The sequence below is a fragment of the Streptomyces sp. TRM70350 genome (assembly GCF_019219825.1).
Lineage (GTDB): Bacteria > Actinomycetota > Actinomycetes > Streptomycetales > Streptomycetaceae > Streptomyces.
The window spans coordinates 26,517-43,364 of sequence record NZ_JAHUXH010000023.1 but is presented as its reverse complement, the minus strand read 5'-3'; the positions used below and the strand labels follow the sequence as shown (position 1 = coordinate 43,364).

The window sequence follows — 16,848 nt, the reverse complement described above, 5'->3', positions numbered from 1 at the left end:
ACCAGCGCCCGTCCTCATCACGCCGTCACCCCCACCGGCACCACGACCCCGTCACTCAGCCGCACCTCCCGGTCCGCGTACGCCGCCACCTGGGCGTCATGCGTGATCAGCAGCACGGACGTGCCCGCCTCGCGGGCCGTGTGCACCAGCGCCGTCATCACCTGTTCGCTCGCCAGCGAGTCCAGCGCGCCCGTCGGCTCGTCCGCGAACACCACCTTCGGCCCGGTGACCAGCGCCCGCGCCAGCGAGGCCCGCTGGGCCTGCCCGCCGCTCATCTCACCCGGCCGCAGCTCCCCCTGCCCGCGCACCCCGAACCGCTCCAGCCACTCCCCGGCCCGCTCCCGTGCCTCCTTGCGCCCGGCCCCGCCCAGCATCAGCGGCAGCGCCACGTTGTCGAGCGCGGTCAGCTCGGGAATCAGCTGCCCGAACTGGAACACCACCCCGAACTCCGTCCGCCTCAGCTCGCTCAGCCGCCGCTCCGGCAGCCGGTCGACGCGTTCGCCGCCGTACGACACCGAACCCCCGTCGGGCCGGACGATGCCCGCGAGGCAGTGCAGCAGCGTCGACTTGCCACTGCCGCTCGCGCCGGTCACGGCGAGGATCTCGCCGGTGCGCAGCTCGACCGAGGCGCCGCGCAGGGCCTCGGTCCTGCCGTGCGCCTTGGTGAGGTCACGGGCCGCGAGCAGCGGCTCTGGGTTGCTCATGCTGAGTCGACCTCCGCGGTCAGGGTGGTGAGCCGGGCCGCCGTGGTGGTCATCCAGCGGAGGTCGGCGTCGAGATGGTTGAGGGCGTAGTCCGCCGAGAGCACGGTCGTCAGATCGGCTCCCGGGTCGGTCTTGACCGCCGTGAGCTCCCGCATGCGCTCCATGTGGGCGGTCCGCTGGGCGCGCAGATACGCCTCCGGATCGCCGCCGGACAGGATCGAGACGACGACCTTGGCGAAGATCTCGTTCGTCACGAAGGGCGCGGGCGGCGCGATCTCGCCCGCCCAGCGCGTCAGTTCCCGCGTCCCGTCCGCCGTGCGGCGGTACAGCGTGCGCTCGGGGCCGCCGTCCGCGTCGGTGCCGTCGACCTCGGCCAGTCCGTCGCGGACCAGCCGTTGCAGGGTCGTGTACACCTGCCCGTAGGCCAGCGGACGGGCCTGCGGAAAGCGTTCGTCGTGCCGTCGCTTGAGGTCGTAGCCATGGCTGGGACCGGCAGCGAGCAGCCCGAGCAGGATGTGGCGGGTGCTCATGGGGATCAGTATGTACTGAGTACATGTACCGAGTGAATAGTGGCTCGGGAAAAGTGACCAGTGGCTAACTCGGGGAAAATTCCCCGCGCGGGTGGACGGGGCTCAGTTGGCGACCGCGTACGCCGCCACCGACCACAGCGAGTACCCGTACGCCGTCGCCCGCTTCTCGCCCTGCACGCGCACGTACGTCACGTCCCGCTCGTCCATCCGCAGCTCCTCGCGGCCCCCGCGCCCGTCCCGCACCACCGCGGCCGTACGCCAGCGGCGGCCGTCCGCCGAGACCTGGATCCGGTACGCCGACGGATACGCGTCCTGCCAGTGCAGCACCACCCGCCCGAGCCGCACCGGCCGGGCCAGCTCCACCTGCCACCAGGCGCCGTCGTCCACCGGCGACGACCAGCGCGTCTGCGGATCCCCGTCGTTCGCCGCGGACGCCGGGAAGTCGGGCGTCTCGTCGGCGGAGGAACGGGCGGTGCCGGTGCGCGCCAGGTCGGGCCCGGCGGTCCGCGGGAAGGCGCGCAGGGTCAGGGTGCGGGACACCTCCCCGAACGCGAGCCGGATGTCGTACGACCGCACCGGCGCCCCCTCCGGCACGGTCACCTCGACCGGCACCTCGACCGACGACCCGCGCGGCAGCGTCAGCGCACCGTCCGGGACGCGCACCTCGATCCCCTTCGGCGCCTCGACGGTGAGACGGCCCCGCACATCGGCGGGCCTGAGCGCGCTCAACCGGGCCGTCAGCCGCCGGGTCCCGCCGATCTCCGCGTCCGCCGTGCCCGGCACCTGAAGCGCGGCGGCGGGCGAGTCGGCGAACCAGGGCACCAGATGCCGTACCCGGGCAGGCGCCGGGCCGGTGACACGGACGGCGTCGGCGCGCAGGCGCGCGGTCAGCTCGGTGGCGCCCGAGGCGTCCAGCGCGCCGACCCGCCGCCAGCCCTCGCCGGGCACCAGGGCCTCGACGGTGCCGCGCGTGCCGGGGTCGGTCAGGACGGTCACCGCGGCGAGCGCGCGGGCGTGCGGGAAGCGGACGGTCCGGCCGTCGCTCGCGCCGCCCCGGTCGGCGCCCGGCTCGGCATCGAGCCCCGCCCAGCTCTCGTACGCCCGCTGCGCCCGCGCCAGGAACGGGTCCAGCACGCCCTCGCCGACCGTCACCCGCGCCGCGCCCAGCCGCTCCCGCAGCTCGCCGAGCGTGCGGTACGCCGTCCAGGCCGCCGTCGGGTCGCCGGTGCGCTGGGCTTCGAGCATGTCGAGCGCGGCGAGGCCCGCCTCGCCGTAGCGGGACAACTGCTCGGTCCACGAGGTGACTTCGAGGGCGAGCGGGGTGCCGGAGAGGCGGGCCGGGGTTTCGCGCATGACGGTGAAGGCGGCACGGAGGCGGTCCTGGGTTGTCTCGCGTGTCCGCCCGTCCGCCGTGCCGTCCGTGGCCGCCTGCTCCCGCCAGAACGCCTCCAGCAGCGGTCGCAGATACGCCGACTCCTCCCCGCCCAGCACCGAGGACGCGTCATTGCCCACGAGCGCGGTCAGGGCCTCGGCGCGGCGTTCGTCGCCCGCCGCGAGGTCGTCGAGGGCGGCCCGCCAGGACTCCTGGGGGCGGTAGGAGCGCGGGTTCCAGGCGAAGTCGGCTGCGGTGAACAGCGGGATGCGGGAAGCCTCCGCCTGTGCCATCGCGTTGGCGAGGAGGGCGGCCGAACCGGCGGCGACGGCGGGCTCGCGGCCGGTGTAGGGGCCGAGGAAGAGGCGGTCCTGGGCGTAGTCGTTGACCGGGTAGTTGTCCATGGTGACCAGCGGGTGCCGGAACACCTCGCGGGCGGTGGCCAGCTCGCGCCCGGTGATGGTGCGCGGCACCACGCACACGCCCGTCCACGCCACCTGGACACCCGCGTCCAGCGCGCCCGCCAGCTCCCGCCGGTACTCGGTGGCGCCGTCCTGGTAGTACTCGGTCGGCATCAAGGTGAGTGCGGCGGCGTCCGGGTGGCGGTGTGCCAGGTACCGCGCCACGGCGTTCGCCACACGCGCGTGTGCCCGTGCCGCCGCCTCCGGACCCGACCCGAACCGCTCCGCGTCCGCCTCGCAGTGCCATTCGCTGTAGCTGACGTCCTGGAACTGGAGCTGGAACGCCCGGAACCCGAGCGCCCACATCGCCTCCATCTTCCGGGTCAGCGCCTCGACGTCCGCGTCCGAGGAGAGGCACATGGCCTGGCCCGGGGCCACCGCCCAGCCGAGCGTGACGTGGTTGCGCCGGGCCCGCTCCGCCAGCTCCCGGAACTGCGCCCGCTGCCCGGCCGGGTAGGGCTCACGCCAGCGCGCCTGCCGGTAGAGGTCGGCGCCGGGGGCGTACAGGTAACGGTTCTGCTTGGTGCGGCCCATGAAGTCCAGCTGGGCGAGCCGCTGTTCACGGGTCCACGGTTCGCCGTAGAAGCCCTCGGCGGTGCCGCGTACGGCGGTGCCGGGCCAGTCGCGGACGACCGCGCCCGCGATCGTGCCGTCCGGGCGGAGGAGATGGCGCAGGGTCTGAACGGCGTGGAAGAGGCCGTCCGGGCCGGTGCCGGAGAGGGTGACGGTGTCGCCGTCGACGGTGAGCTCGTAGCCGCCGGAGGGAAGGTCGCGGTCGGGGGTCCGCGTCCCGGCGCGGACGACGAGGGCGCCGGGCGGGACGGGATCGCCGGTGGTGGTGATCCGGCGGGCTCCGGCCTGGCGCAGCAGGGTGCGCAGCGCCTGGACGGCGTACGGGTCGGCCGTCGGGCCGGTCTGGAGCGCGACCTCGTCGGTGACGGTGGCCGGGGTGCCGGTGGGGCGCAGGGACTGGGGGCGGGGCCAGACGGAGGGGGGCTTGGCGTCGGCGGTGGGGGACTCCGGGGCCGTCCGCGGAGCCGGTGGGGCCAGCGGGGCTGCCCGGGGAGCCGGTGGGGCCAGTGGGGCTGCCTGGGCGGTGGGGACTGAGCCCAGGGTTCCGGCGGTGCCGGTCCCCGCCACCACGGCGAACGCCAGCGCGACCGTCCCCCGTCCGTGCCGCAGCCGCACAGGCCCTCCTCGCTGTCGTCCGTCTCTTCTCATGTCCGCGTCAGAGAGAGATCGAGCCCACCATCCGCGGCGGGGAGTGTCAACGGGAGTGGCCGCTGTGCGCTGTTTGTCAGAACTGTCAGAACCTGGAGAGAGCGGGCGCGTACGGAATGTGACGAGAAGGACGTTCTTCGTCGTGCGGGCGTCTGGCCTCGCGCTCACTGGGTAGGGCTGCGATGACCCACTCGACTCGACAAGGAGGCCCCCGTGGCCGCATCGGCACACCTTCTGCTGTCCGCCCTCTCCGACGACACGCCCCGCACCCAAGGCACCTCCGCCCCCGGGGACACGACCCGTTCCAAACGCACGCCGTTCCCGCGGCAGGCGGAGCCGTCGCCCGCCGACGGGGCGTCCGCCGATCCGGATCTCGCGCGCGTGTGCGTCTTCAGCGCGGAGGGCGCCTGCACCGAGGCCCCGCTGACCAGCGAACCCCCGCTGCCCGACGCCGAGCCCCTCACCAGCGAGCCGCCACTCGCCGTCCCGGACGCCGACTCCACGAGGCCGTAGATGACCGCACCCCGCCCGGCCGAAGCTCCCGGCGAAGACCTGTGCAGGCTCGCGGAGTCGTACGGCGTCGCCCCCTCCTACAGCCCCTCCCCGGAGCGCACGGTCACCGCCTCGGCCGCCGCGCTCACCCGGACCCTGGCCGCGCTCGGCGTCGACGCGAGCACGCCCGAGGCCACGCGCGCCGCACTCGCCGCCCGCCGCGCGGACGTGCGCGAGCGGCTGCTGCCGCCGACCGTCGTGTGCTGGGGCGGCGCCGCGCCGGACGCCCTCGCCGGGCTACCCGGCGGCACCCGGCTGCGGATCGAGACCGAGCAGGGCGAGACCCGCGACGCCGCCGAGCACCTCCCGCCCGGCGTCCACCGGCTCACCGCCACCGCACCCGACGGCCGGACCGCCGCCGCCCACCTGATCGCCGCCCCGCCCCGGCTGCCCACGCCGGGAGCACGCTCGTACGGCCTCCTCGTCCAGCTCTACTCCCTGCTCTCGCAGCGCTCCTGGGGCATGGGCGACCTCGGCGACCTCGACGAACTCACCGCCTGGGCCGGACGCTCCCTCGGCGCCGGATTCGTCCAGGTCAACCCGCTGCACGCGGCCGTGCCCGGCGCCCCCACCGACCCCTCGCCGTACCGCCCCTCCTCCCGCCGCTTCCCCGACCCGGTGCATCTGCGCATCGAGGCCATCCCCGAGTACGCCTACGTCGGCGACCGCGAGCGGGCGCGGGCACTGGCCGAACGGGCCGACCGGCTGCGGGAGTCGGTGCTGGAGAAGGGCGCGCTGATCGACCGGGACGCGGTGTGGGAACTGAAGCGGGAAGCGCTGGAACTCGTAGCACAAGTCCCCCTCGGACCCGGCAGACGCGCCGCCTACTGCGACTACCTGGCCCAGCAGGGCGAGGCCCTGGAGGACCACGCCACCTGGTGCGCGCTGGCCGAGGTGCACGGACCCGAGTGGCACACCTGGCCGGACGGTCTGCGGGACCCGCGGTCGGCCGAAACCGCCCGTGCCCGGCGGGAGTTGATGGACCGCGTCGACTTCCACTCCCGTCTCGCCTGGCTCACCGACGCCCAGCTCACCGCCGCGCAGCGCGCCGCGCGGGAGGCGGGGATGCCGGTCGGGATCGTGCACGACCTCGCGGTCGGCGTACATCCCGGGGGCGCCGACGCCTGGGCGCAGCAGCGGTACTTCGCCGCCGGGATGTCCGTGGGCGCCCCGCCGGACGCCTTCAACGCCCGCGGCCAGGACTGGGGCCTGCCGCCGTGGCGCCCGGACCGGCTGGCCGAGTCGGGGTACGCGCCGTTCCGGGGCTTGCTGCGCGGCCTGTTCCGCTACGCGGGCGCGCTCCGCATCGACCATGTGATGGGCCTGTTCCGGCTGTGGTGGGTGCCGGTGGGGCTGCCGCCCACGGAGGGGACGTACGTCCGTTACGACGCGGAGGCCATGCTCGCCGTACTGGTGCTGGAGGCCTCGCGGGCCGGAGCGATGGTGATCGGCGAGGACCTGGGGACCGTGGAACCGGGGGTGCGCGAAGCGCTGCGGCGGCGGGGGGTGTTCGGCACGTCGGTGCTGTGGTTCGAGCGGGACTGGGAGGGCGACGGCCGCCCGCTGCCGCCCGACCGCTGGCGCGCCGACTGCCTGGCCACCGCCACGACCCATGACCTGCCGCCCACCGCCGCCCGGCTGACCGGCGAACACGTCGACCTCCGCGACCGGCTCGGCCTGCTCACCCGCCCAGTGGACGTGGAGCGGGGGGAAGCGGCCGCCGACACGGGGGAATGGCTGGCGCTGCTCGCCCGGCTCGGTCTGCTGCGGGGCACGGGCGGCGGGCTCGGTGCGGGGGAGGAGGAGGCCGAGGTCCAGGCCGTCCATCGCTTCCTGCTGCGTACGCCGGCCCGGATGATCGGCGTGTGGCTGCCCGACGGGGTGGGGGATCGGCGGCCGCAGAATCTGCCGGGGACGTGGGACGAGTATCCGAACTGGCGGCTGCCGATCGCGGATGCGGCGGGGCGGGTGGTGACGTTGGAGGGGTTGGCGGCTTCTGTGCGGTTGCGGGGGTTGGTGGAGGTTTTGCGGGGGGACGGCGCTCAGGGCGGGACTGGAGCCGGTGGTGGGGGTGACCCCGGGTCGGCGTGACCCTTCTTTGACGGTCACCGCGCCTCTTGTGGCACCCCGGCCGCGCGGCCGCACCCGGTGTTCGGTACTTTTGGCACCGTGGACAAGAAGAACGCCCTGCGCGCCGGCGCCCTGGCCGCCGGTACGACGCTGATGATGCTGCTCATGTCGTCCCCCGCGCTCGCGCTGACGCGTGACGACGGCGACGACCCCGGCCCGGGCCTGAGCGTCATCGAGACGCTGGGCTGGTTCGTGGTCACCCCGATCGTGATCTTCGCGGTGATCGCGGGCCTGGTGATGGTGCTGGACAAGTCCCACAAGCAGAAGGACACGACCACGTCCAACATCACGACCAAGGCCGACGCGAAGGCCTGACGCGGGGCTCCGCCCGAGTCCGCCGCGCACCTCCCGACGGCGCCGTTCTCGTCGTACGTCTTGTACGCCCACGAGGTCGGCGCCCTTGGCATGTCCAGGGGCTCAGGGGCTGGGTGCGGTGAGGTAGCGCTGGATGGTGGGCGCCAGCCAGGCGACGATCTCCTGACGGACGAGCGCCGTCGCGGGCGGCATCCGCTCGGCCCCGGCCTGGTTGGTCGCGCCGACCCTTAGCAGGGCGGTGAGTACCTCGTTGTCCTCCCACATGTCGAGGAAGTGCGAGACGAGGGCGCGGCCGATGTCGGAGCGGGGGACCGTGGCGAGGTCGGGGAGCTTCAGATCGACGGCGACGGCGGCCGCGAAGCGGCCCTCCTTGTTGCCGTAGTAGCGCATGACATCGACGGGTCGATGTTCGCGTCCTTGGCGATGGCCCGGATGGTGGCGCGCTCGTATCCGTCGGCGGCGAAGCGTTCTGGGAGGCCACCCGCCGCGGCCGGCGGCCAGGGCATGAACACCGGCCTCCAGGACGCCGCCAACCTCGGCTGGAAGCTCGCGGCCGCCGTCCGGGGCTGGGCACCGGAGGGCCTGCTGGACACGTACCAGACCGAACGCCACCCGGTCGGCAAGGCGGTACTGCGCAGCAGCGGCGGCCTGGTCCGCCTGGTCGGAGCGCAGAGCCCCGCCCTACGCGCCACCCGCGCCCTGATCTCCGCCCTCGTCAACGTCGCTGGCCCCGCCCGCCGCAAGGTGGTCGCCCAGATCTCCGGCATCGGCTACCGCTACCCGGCCCCCCGAGGCCCCCCTCACCGGCACCGACGCCCCCCTCACGACCGGCCGCCTCTACGAGTCCCTCCGCACCGGCCACTTCCTCCTGATCACCCCGGCCCCCTACGAGCCACCGTCCACCCCCCGCACCGACCGCCTGACGGTCGCCCACTGGACGGACGCCCGCCGCACCCCCCTCCTGATCCCCCCCGACGCCTACATCACCTGGGCCACCGACTCCGCCACCCCCACCACGATCGAGGCGGCTCTGACGGCTCACCTGGGCTGAACGCCCCGCCCTACCGTCGATCCTCCGACGCCCCCGCCAGCAACTCCCTCAGCAGGTCGGCCAGTTGGTCGGCCTGCTCGTCTGTGAGGGCCGACAGGGCCTCCGCCTGGACGGAGAGGCCCGCGCCGACCGCCTCCTCGATGAGGTGGAGGCCCTTTTCGGTGAGGGTGACCCGGAGGGCGCGGCGGTCGTGGGGGTCGGGGGAGCGGCGGAGGAGGCCTGCGCGTTCCAGTTTGTCGAGGCGGCCGGTCATGCCGCCGGTGGTGAGCATGAGGGTGGCCGACAGCTGGCGGGGCGAGAGGGCGTAGGGCTCGCCGGAGCGGCGCAGGGTGGCCAGGACGTCGAACTCGCCGCGTGAGATGCCGAAGCGCGCGTATGCCTTCTCCAACCGGTCGCCCATCGTGCGGGAGAGGCGGTAGATGCGGCCGAAGACCTCCATCGCCTTGGTGTCCAGGTCGGGGCGTACGGCGGCCCACTGCTCGACGATCGCGTCGACGGGGTCCTGGGGGGCGGGGGCGGGGGCGGGGGCGGGGTTGGGGTTCGGGGGCATGGGTGCAGTATCCGCGCCTGGTTGGTCGGTGGCAAGAAAGTAGCTTGCGTGTAAGTTGCTTAGTAATCAGGCAAACTCGGCCGGAGGCGGTGTTCGAGCAACTGGAGCTCGCGGACGCCGAGTTGGCGGCACATGCGCGCGGGGAGGTCGGGGAGGCGTACGAGCTGCTCGCCGCTGGGGAAGTGGATCTCGCGCGTCGCTGGCGGCGCCGGCGCCTCCGCCAGGACGCGCCCGCCCCTGCTTCGGACGCCCGCCCCCGCTACGGAAGCCGACCCCCGCCCGGCACCCGCACCATGAACACATCCACCGCACCCTCCGACTCCACCGCGAACCCATGCCGTTCGTACAGCCGTCGAGCCGGACTGCCCTGGAGGACGTTCAGGCGGACCACGGTGCCGTCGCGGTCGCACTGCTCGAGCAGGGCGCGCAGTACGGCCCCGCCGATGCCGGTGCCCTGGAGGTGCGGGGTCAGGTAGAAGTGCTCCAGCCAGTGGGCGTCAGGTGCCGGACGCAGGGACACGCAGCCCGCGAACGCGCCGTCCGCCTCGATCACCCACGTGTGCTCCGGTACGAACCCGTCCCGCAGCCGCTGCCGCACCCGCCGCTCGTCGTACCGCCCGAGCCGCTCCAGATCCGCCCGCAGCACCACGGCCCGCAACTCGGCCACCGCCTCGACGTCCGCCCCCGACGCCGGCCGCAGCTCCCAGTCCCCCATGATCGGCACACTATCGCACACCCATGCGAAGGGGCGCCCGCGAGCCCAACTCGCCGGGCGCCCCCATCGACGTACAACCAGGCCAGGCAGCCCTACCCCTGCGCCCCCGCCGCCGCATCCGCCGCCTGCGCACGCAGCGCGCGCTCGATCCCGGCCCGCGACTCCGACACCAGCCGCCGCAGCGCCGCGCTCGGCTCCGCGGTCGACAGCCACTCGTCCGTCTTCGTCAGGGTGTGCGCGGTGACCTGGACCGTCGGGTACAGGCCGACCGCGATCTGCTGGGCCATCTCGTGGGAGCGGGAGTCCCACACACCCTTCACCGACTCGAAGTACTTGTCGGTGTACGGCGCGAGCAGCTCCCGCTGGTCCGTCTGGACGAAGCCGGAGATGACCGCCTCCTGGACGGCGTTCGGAAGCTTGTCGGACTCGACGACGGAGGCCCAGGCCTCCGCCTTGGCCTCCGGCGTGGGGCGGGCGGCGCGGGCGGTGGCGGCGTGCCGTTCGCCGGCCGCCGTCTTGTCGCGCTCGTACTCGCCCGCGATCTCCGCCTCGTCGAAGCGGCCCACGGCCGCGAGCCGCTGCACGAACGCCCAGCGCAGTTCCGTGTCCACGACCAGGCCCTCGATCGTCTGCGACCCGTCCAGCAGCGCCTCCAGCAGATCCAGCTGCTCCGGCGTCCGCGCGGTGGCCGCGAAGGCGCGCGCCCAGGCCAGCTGGTGGTCGCCGCCCGGCGCGGCGGCGCGCAGGTGTGCCAGCGTGGCATCCGTCCAGCGGGTCAGCAGCGCCTCCCGGGCGGCCGGGTCGGCGTACAGGTCGATCGCCAGCTTCACCTGCCGCTGCAGCGACTGCACCACACCGATGTCCGACTCCTTGCCGATGCCGGACAGGACCAGGGACAGGTAGTCGCGGGTGGCGAGTTCCGCGTCGCGCGTCATGTCCCACGCCGACGCCCAGCACAGCGCCCGCGGCAGCGACGACTCGAAGTCGCCGAGGTGGTCGGTGACGAAGGCCAGCGACTGCTCGTCGAGGCGGACCTTCGCGTACGACAGGTCGTCGTCGTTCAGCAGCACGACGTTCGGACGCGGGCGCCCCACCAGCTGCGGTACGGCCGTCAGCTCGCCGTCGACGTCCAGCTCGACGCGCTCCTCGCGCACCAGCTTCCCGGCGTCGTAGTCCATCTCGTACAGCCCGACCGCGATCCGGTGCGGCCGCAGCGTCGGCTCGCCCTTCGCGCCCGTGGGCAGCGCCGGTGCCTCCTGCCGGATCGCGAAGGACGTGATGACACCGTCCGCGTCCGTCTCGATCTCGGGGCGCAGGATGTTGATCCCGGCCGTCTCCAGCCACTTGCGCGACCAGGTCTTCAGGTCCCGCCCGGAGGTCTCCTCCAGCGCGGTCAGCAGGTCGGTCAGGCGGGTGTTGCCGTACGCGTGGCGCTTGAAGTAGGCCTGCACGCCCCGGAAGAACTCGTCCTCCCCGACGTAGGCGACGAGCTGCTTCAGTACGGAGGCGCCCTTGGCGTACGTGATGCCGTCGAAGTTGACCAGCACGTCGTCCAGGTCACGGATCTCGGCCATGATCGGGTGCGTGGACGGCAGCTGGTCCTGGCGGTACGCCCAGGTCTTCATGGAGTTGGCGAACGTCGTCCACGCGTGCGGCCAGCGCGACTCGGGCGCGGCGGCCTGGCAGGCGATGGACGTGTAGGTGGCGAACGACTCGTTCAGCCACAGGTCGTTCCACCACTCCATGGTGACCAGGTCGCCGAACCACATGTGGGCCAGCTCGTGCAGGATGGTCTCGGCTCGCATCTCGTACGCCGCGTCCGTCACCTTCGAACGGAAGACGTACTGGTCGCGGATGGTCACCGCGCCCGCGTTCTCCATCGCGCCCGCGTTGAACTCCGGCACGAACAGCTGGTCGTACTTCTGGAACGGGTACGCGTAGTCGAACTTCTCCTGGAACCACGCGAAGCCCTGCCGGGTCACCTCGAAGATGGCGTCCGAGTCGAGGTACTCGGCGAGGGACGGACGGCAGTAGATGCCGAGCGGGACGGACTGGCCGTCCTTCTCGTACACGCTGTGCACGCTGTGGTACGGGCCGACGATCAGCGCCGTGATGTACGTCGAGATGCGCGGTGTCGGCTCGAAGACCCAGACGTTGTCCTTGGGCTCGGGCGTGGGCGAGTTGGAGATGACGGTCCAGCCCTCGGGCGCCCGTACGGTGAACTGGAAGGTCGCCTTCAGGTCCGGCTGCTCGAAGGACGCGAACACGCGGCGGGCGTCCGGCACCTCGAACTGGGTGTAGAGATAGGCCTGGTCGTCGACCGGGTCGACGAACTTGTGCAGGCCCTCGCCGGTGTTGGTGTACGCGCAGTCGGCGACCACGCGCAGCACGTTCCGGCCCTCCAGCAGGCCGTGCAGGGCGATCCGGGAGTCCTTGAAGACCGCGCCGGGGTCGAGCGGGTCGCCGTTCAGGGTGATCTCGTGGACCGTCGGCGCCACCAGGTCGATGAAGGACTCGGTACCTCCCCCACTCTCGGCTACGCTCGAGCGGGAGGTGCCCCCACCGGCGACGTCGAAGCGTACGGTGGTCACGGACCGGAAGGTGTCGCCCTCCTGCGCCCCGGAGAGGTCGAGATCGACCTCGTACGAGTCAACGGTGAGCAGCTTCGCCCGCTGCTGCGCCTCTTCGCGAGTCAGGTTTGTGCCAGGCACGCGGTCATCTCCTCGTTATGTGTCAGTTGCGCCATCCTTCCACGGGACCAGCGCCGAACGCGATGTCCGTTGACCGCCGGTGGGCGGGGCGGGGCACGCGCGAGCCTGGGCCCATGACGACGTACCTCGCACGACCGATCGAGCCGCCGGTCCTGAAGGAGCTGCGTTCTGCTGACGACGCGGGACGCGAGATGGTTCCCGTGACGGACGAGGAAGGCGGGGCGCCGCTGCGCTGCTGCCTGCGCCGCAGTGCGCCGGGGGAGCGGATCGCCCTGGTCTCGTACGCCCCGCTGCGCCGCTGGGCCGCTCAGACGGGCGCCGATCCGGGGGCGTACGACGAACAGGGCCCCGCCTTCATTCACGCGGACGAGTGCGCGGGGCCGACGCTCGACGAGGAGCTTCCCTTCACGAACGCCCACCGCACGGTCCGGCGGTACTCGGCCGAGGGGCGCATCCTGGGCGGACGCCTGGTCGAGGACGGATTCCAGACCGCGTTCGCTGAAGCGTTCGACGACCCGGAGGTGGCGCTCGTCCACGTCCGGGCCGTCGAGTACGGCTGTTTCCTCTACGAGGTCCGCAGGGACCAGCAGGCGATCCGCAGGGACTAGCCGGCCGCCTTGGTGGTCAGCTCCGCCGCCACCAGCTCCGCGATCTGCACCGCGTTCAGTGCCGCGCCCTTGCGCAGGTTGTCGTTGGAGACGAACAGCGCGAGCCCGTTCTCCACCGTCTCGTCGCGGCGGATGCGGCCGACGTACGAGGGGTCCTGACCGGCCGCCTGGAGCGGGGTCGGGACGTCGGTCAGGGCCACGCCGGGGGCGCCGGCCAGCAGCTCCTTGGCGCGCTCGACGCTGATCGGGCGGGTGAAACGGGCGTTGACCTGGAGCGAGTGGCCGGTGAAGACGGGGACGCGCACGCAGGTGCCGGAGACCTTCAGCTCGGGGATCTCCAGGATCTTGCGGGACTCGTTGCGGAGCTTCTGCTCCTCGTCGGTCTCGCCCAGACCGTCGTCCACGATCGAACCGGCCAGCGGCAGCACGTTGTACGCGATCGGCGCGACGTACTTGTTCGGCGCCGGGTACTCGGCCGCCGAGCCGTCGTGGGTGAGCTTCGGCGCGTCCTCGCCGACCTTCTTCACCTGCTCGAACAGCTCGTCGACGCCCGCGAGGCCGGAGCCGGAAACGGCCTGGTAGGTGGCGACGACCAGGGCCTCCAGCCCCGCCTCCGCGTGCAGCGGCTTCAGCACCGGCATCGCGGCCATCGTCGTGCAGTTCGGGTTGGCGATGATGCCCTTGGGGCGGCTCGCGATCGCGTGCGGGTTCACCTCGGACACCACCAGGGGCACCTGAGGGTCCCGGCGCCAGGCGGAGGAGTTGTCGATCACGACCGCGCCCTGCCCGGCGACCTTCTCGGCCAGCGCCTTGGAGGTCGCGCCGCCCGCGGAGAACAGGACGATGTCCAGGCCGGTGTAGTCGGCCGTGGCCGCGTCCTCGACGGTCACGCCGTCCAGGACCGTCCCCGCCGAACGGGCCGAGGCGAACAGCCGCAGCTCCGTCACCGGGAAGTCGCGCTCCGTGAGGATCCTGCGCATGACCGTGCCGACCTGACCGGTGGCTCCGACGATTCCGACCCTCACGACGACTCCTTTGCGTGGTTTGCGGGGCGCCCCGTCCCTGACCGGGGCCTTTCCATCATGCGGGGCACCCGGGCCCCTGTGTCCAATCCTTTGGGCTTGTGCCCGCGTAGTGGGACGGCACCTCCGTGACATACGCCACTGATCACCGCCCCGGAACCGAACCGAACGTTTCCGCCCGTCCCGGCGTCATAGGGGAAACGCGGCGAGGAGAGGGGTGGCGGTGCTGCGCAGAAAGGCGCGCCGCGGCCAGGGGGGCGACGTACACAGCGATGTCGGGGATCCCCTGGACGCGGCCCAGGAGCGCCGGGTACGGGCGGTGCTCGCGCTCGGCGGAGTGCCGCAGGCGGACCTGCCGGACGGGGTGCAGCAGGTCCGCCTGCGGCTGCTGGAGCGGGCCGCCGACGGCCGCGAGGCGCCGCGCGACGTCTCCGCGTGGGCGGCGGTCGTCGCCTCCAACCTCGCCATGGACTGGCACCGCGCCAAACGCCGGCAGGAGCGGATCGGGGAACGCCTGGCGTCGCTGCGCCAGCTGGAGCACCCCTCCGGCGAGGACACCAGCCTGCTGTCCCTCGCGGTCGCCCAGGGGCTGGACGAGCTGCCCGACGCCCAGCGTCAGGTCCTCGTCCTGCGGTTCTACGCCGATCTGCCGGTGCGTTCCATCGCCGAGGAACTCGGCATCCCGGAGGGCACGGTCAAGAGCAGGCTGCACACGGCGGTACGGGCCCTGCGCGCCCGCCTGCACGAGGACGAGGTGGTGTGAGGTGACCGTCGAACACGACGGCGGGGGCACCGGCGTGGACCCGCTGATGGCCGTCCTCACGGACGAGCCGCTGCCCGACGCGGCCCGCGCCGACGCCGCCTTCATGGCCGAGCACCGGTCGGCGGCGGCGGACGTGGCGCTGCTGCGGCAGCAGTTGCGGCTGATCGGCGGGGCGCTGGCGGAGGAGGCCCCGGAGGAACCGTCGGAGGTCCCGGCGCCGCCGGTCCGGGTACGACCACACCGCCGCCGCCACTTCGCCCTCGCCCTCGGCGCGGTCGGGGTCGCGGCCGCCGGGGCGATGGTGGTGGGCCTGGGCTGGCTGCTCGGCCAGGCGGGCGGCGGCGTGACGGAGACCTCCGGGGCCGCGGCCGACAGTGCCCAGTCCGAGTCCTCCAAGGCCGTCGGCCCCCTGGGCTCCCCCGCCTACCTCGCCTGCGCCCGTCTGGTCGCCGAGGGCGAGGTGACGGACACGCGGCCCGTCCCCGGCACCGGCGAGGAACGCGTCACCCTGGAGGTGACCCGCTCCTACAAACCGGCGAAGACCGACACCGAGGCCACGTTCGTGATGCCCGCCGACGTCGGCCTCGACGAGGGCGATCAGCTGCTCGTCGCCATCCGCCACGACAGCGCGTCCCCCGACTTCTGGCTGGTCGGCGAGGCCGCGATCGCCGCGCAACGCCCGCTGCTCATCCGGACGTTGCGGCAGGCGGGTATGACACCCTGCGAATAGAGGAAGGGCGGGCGCCCAGCCGGACGCCCGACCCCTGCACGCCGCTCCGACGGTTATGACGTAACGAGCCGTCCCAGCGGCCGTCGAATGCCGCGAGCTGCAGGCGGCAGGCCGCCGAGCCTGCCAGGCGTGCCCCCACTCGGTTGGTGCGTATCACCCACCGGGCCGAGCCCGCTTGGCCGGCCCGGCGTGCATGCGAGACGCTGACGCGCCCGTCCACGCCGGGCGCCGAGGCAACCGGCCTGCTTCCGCAAGCATGCCTCGGCCACCCGCCTTTCCGGGCCGCTCGCCCGCTTCTTCCCCGTGCTGCAGCGAGTCGCGTCAAGGGTCGGCCGAAGGCCGATCGGCGAAGCCGACGCGAAGCGCCCTTTACTCACCCTTTACTCGGCTCGCGGAAGCACGACACTTCGAAGAAGCGGGCGGCCCCGACGGTCACCTCGCCATCGGCCCGCGCGGCAACGCCGCCACGCAGGCGCGGACCGTCTTGCCGACGTCCGGGCACAGGAACCAGTTTGCGGCTTCCCTGTAGGTGAATTCCTGCGAGACGGGCAGATGGTCGGGCGGTGGAAGTCCGAAAGTCACGAATTCGCCGGACGAACCACCTAAACTCTCGGAGTTACCGAGCGTTGGACCTCGCGCCCCCGTACTGCGCATTTGAAGGCGTTCCTCGCTGCAACGCTCGCCGATGAGGCTGGCGTCAGTGAAGCTCCCCTCGACCACCCGATCATCACCGCGCTCATCCGGCAGCGCCTTAGGCTCCCAGGGTGATTGAGACCATCGTGTTCGACGTCGGCGAGACGATCACCCGAGACGACCGGTACTGGGCTTCCTGGGCAGACTGGCTGAACGTCCCCCGTCATACCGTCTCCGCGCTCGTCGGAGCTGTTGTCGCCCAGGGACACGACAACGCCGAAGCCCTCCGGCTCGCGCGTCCAGGCATCGACGTCGCTGCCGAGTACCACGCCCGCGAAGCCGCCGGCCGCGGTGAACGCCTCGACGAGAGCGACCTCTATGACGACGTCCGCCCGGCCCTGTCCGCGCTCCGGCAGGCCGGCGTACGCGTCATCGTCGCGGGTAATCAGACAACTCGCGCAGCTGAGCTGCTACGCGACCTTGACCTCCCGGCGGATCTCATCGTGACCTCTGGGGAGTGGGGTGTGGCGAAGCCGCAGCAGGAGTTCTTCCGGCGGGTGCTGGAGGTGGCGCAGGCTGCTCCGAGCGCTACCTTGTACGTCGGCGACCACCCGGCCAATGACGTCTTCCCGGCGAAGGCTGCCGGGCTGCGCGTGGCGCACGTTCGCCGCGGACCATGGGGGCACCTCTGGGCGGACGACCCGGAGGTTGTGGCCGCGGCGGACTGGCGGATCGACACCCTGACCCAGCTCACGGAGATCGCGAAGGGCTGACCGCAAC

At 72.8% G+C, this 16,848-nt stretch carries 15 protein-coding genes and 2 pseudogenes; 9 read left to right on the top strand and 8 right to left on the bottom strand.

The annotated features are described in order from the left end of the window. Nucleotides 1-17: 17 nt before the first annotated feature. The 3 genes from KWI83_RS27660 to KWI83_RS27650 all read right to left on the bottom strand — a co-directional run bounded on the left by KWI83_RS27660 (nt 18) and on the right by KWI83_RS27650 (nt 4,255). Entirely contained in the window at nt 18-704 is a 687-nt protein-coding gene (locus tag KWI83_RS27660) for an ABC transporter ATP-binding protein (protein WP_218517108.1), read from the bottom strand. Beyond that, nucleotides 701-1,234 (bottom strand): PadR family transcriptional regulator, encoded by a 534-nt coding sequence (locus KWI83_RS27655; RefSeq protein ID WP_218517107.1) that lies wholly within the window; start codon nt 1,232-1,234, stop codon nt 701-703. The genes KWI83_RS27660 and KWI83_RS27655 overlap by 4 nt, the downstream gene beginning before the upstream one ends. Before the next feature lie 102 nt (nt 1,235-1,336). Beyond that, nucleotides 1,337-4,255 (bottom strand): beta-N-acetylglucosaminidase domain-containing protein, encoded by a 2,919-nt coding sequence (locus tag KWI83_RS27650; RefSeq protein WP_308122210.1) that lies wholly within the window; start codon nt 4,253-4,255, stop codon nt 1,337-1,339. A 246-nt stretch (nt 4,256-4,501) separates the two neighbouring features. On the opposite strand from KWI83_RS27650, the gene KWI83_RS27645 reads away from it, so the two are divergent. From KWI83_RS27645 to KWI83_RS27635, 3 genes are all read left to right on the top strand, one after another. Then, complete coding sequence (locus tag KWI83_RS27645; protein WP_218517187.1) at nt 4,502-4,801, top strand: hypothetical protein; 300 nt, start codon at nt 4,502-4,504, stop codon at nt 4,799-4,801. Continuing rightward, a complete protein-coding gene (gene malQ, locus KWI83_RS27640) occupies nt 4,802-6,931 on the top strand; it encodes a 4-alpha-glucanotransferase (protein WP_218517105.1) in 2,130 nt (709 codons plus the stop codon). It abuts the gene before it with no gap. 78 nt (nt 6,932-7,009) lie between these two features. Next, a complete protein-coding gene (locus KWI83_RS27635) occupies nt 7,010-7,285 on the top strand; it encodes a hypothetical protein (protein ID WP_218517104.1) in 276 nt (91 codons plus the stop codon). A gap of 102 nt (nt 7,286-7,387) precedes the next feature. On the opposite strand, the pseudogene KWI83_RS27630 reads toward KWI83_RS27635, so the two are convergent. Continuing rightward, a pseudogene (locus KWI83_RS27630) lies at nt 7,388-7,791 on the bottom strand (TetR/AcrR family transcriptional regulator). On the opposite strand from KWI83_RS27630, the pseudogene KWI83_RS40430 reads away from it, so the two are divergent. Together KWI83_RS40430 and KWI83_RS40425 are read left to right on the top strand one after the other, a co-directional pair. Then, nucleotides 7,790-7,864, top strand: a pseudogene (locus KWI83_RS40430) (FAD-dependent monooxygenase); the annotation flags it as partial. The pseudogenes KWI83_RS27630 and KWI83_RS40430 sit on opposite strands and share 2 nt — an antisense overlap. A gap of 145 nt (nt 7,865-8,009) precedes the next feature. After that, nucleotides 8,010-8,336, top strand: a complete 327-nt coding sequence (locus KWI83_RS40425) for a hypothetical protein (protein WP_374106394.1) — start codon at nt 8,010-8,012, stop codon at nt 8,334-8,336. A gap of 10 nt (nt 8,337-8,346) precedes the next feature. Here the strand turns inward: KWI83_RS40425 and KWI83_RS27620 are convergent, their stop codons facing one another. The 3 genes from KWI83_RS27620 to pepN all read right to left on the bottom strand — a co-directional run bounded on the left by KWI83_RS27620 (nt 8,347) and on the right by pepN (nt 12,312). Then, the gene (locus KWI83_RS27620; RefSeq protein WP_218517103.1) at nt 8,347-8,886 is read right to left on the bottom strand and encodes a MarR family winged helix-turn-helix transcriptional regulator; all 540 of its coding nucleotides are present in this window, start codon (nt 8,884-8,886) and stop codon (nt 8,347-8,349) included. A 259-nt stretch (nt 8,887-9,145) separates the two neighbouring features. Continuing rightward, nucleotides 9,146-9,601 (bottom strand): GNAT family N-acetyltransferase, encoded by a 456-nt coding sequence (locus KWI83_RS27615; protein ID WP_218517102.1) that lies wholly within the window; start codon nt 9,599-9,601, stop codon nt 9,146-9,148. Between the two features lie 92 nt (nt 9,602-9,693). Beyond that, a complete protein-coding gene (gene pepN, locus KWI83_RS27610) occupies nt 9,694-12,312 on the bottom strand; it encodes an aminopeptidase N (RefSeq protein ID WP_218517101.1) in 2,619 nt (872 codons plus the stop codon). Between the two features lie 113 nt (nt 12,313-12,425). Between pepN and KWI83_RS27605 the strand changes: the two genes are divergently transcribed. After that, entirely contained in the window at nt 12,426-12,920 is a 495-nt protein-coding gene (locus KWI83_RS27605; RefSeq protein ID WP_218517100.1) for a DUF1203 domain-containing protein, read from the top strand. On the opposite strand, the gene KWI83_RS27600 is transcribed toward KWI83_RS27605, so the two are convergent. Continuing rightward, entirely contained in the window at nt 12,917-13,945 is a 1,029-nt protein-coding gene (locus tag KWI83_RS27600) for an aspartate-semialdehyde dehydrogenase (protein WP_218517099.1), read from the bottom strand. The genes KWI83_RS27605 and KWI83_RS27600 overlap by 4 nt on opposite strands. Nucleotides 13,946-14,159: 214 nt before the next feature. On the opposite strand from KWI83_RS27600, the gene KWI83_RS27595 reads away from it, so the two are divergent. The 3 genes from KWI83_RS27595 (at nt 14,160) to KWI83_RS27585 (ending at nt 16,841) form a co-directional block, all read left to right on the top strand. Further along, on the top strand, nt 14,160-14,705 hold the full coding sequence (locus KWI83_RS27595) for an RNA polymerase sigma factor (protein ID WP_218517098.1): 546 nt from the start codon (nt 14,160-14,162) through the stop codon (nt 14,703-14,705). Between the two features lies 1 nt (nt 14,706). Continuing rightward, on the top strand, nt 14,707-15,435 hold the full coding sequence (locus KWI83_RS27590) for a hypothetical protein (RefSeq protein WP_308122209.1): 729 nt from the start codon (nt 14,707-14,709) through the stop codon (nt 15,433-15,435). 764 nt (nt 15,436-16,199) lie between these two features. Continuing rightward, a complete protein-coding gene (locus tag KWI83_RS27585; protein WP_218517097.1) occupies nt 16,200-16,841 on the top strand; it encodes an HAD family hydrolase in 642 nt (213 codons plus the stop codon). Nucleotides 16,842-16,848: the final 7 nt, after the last annotated feature.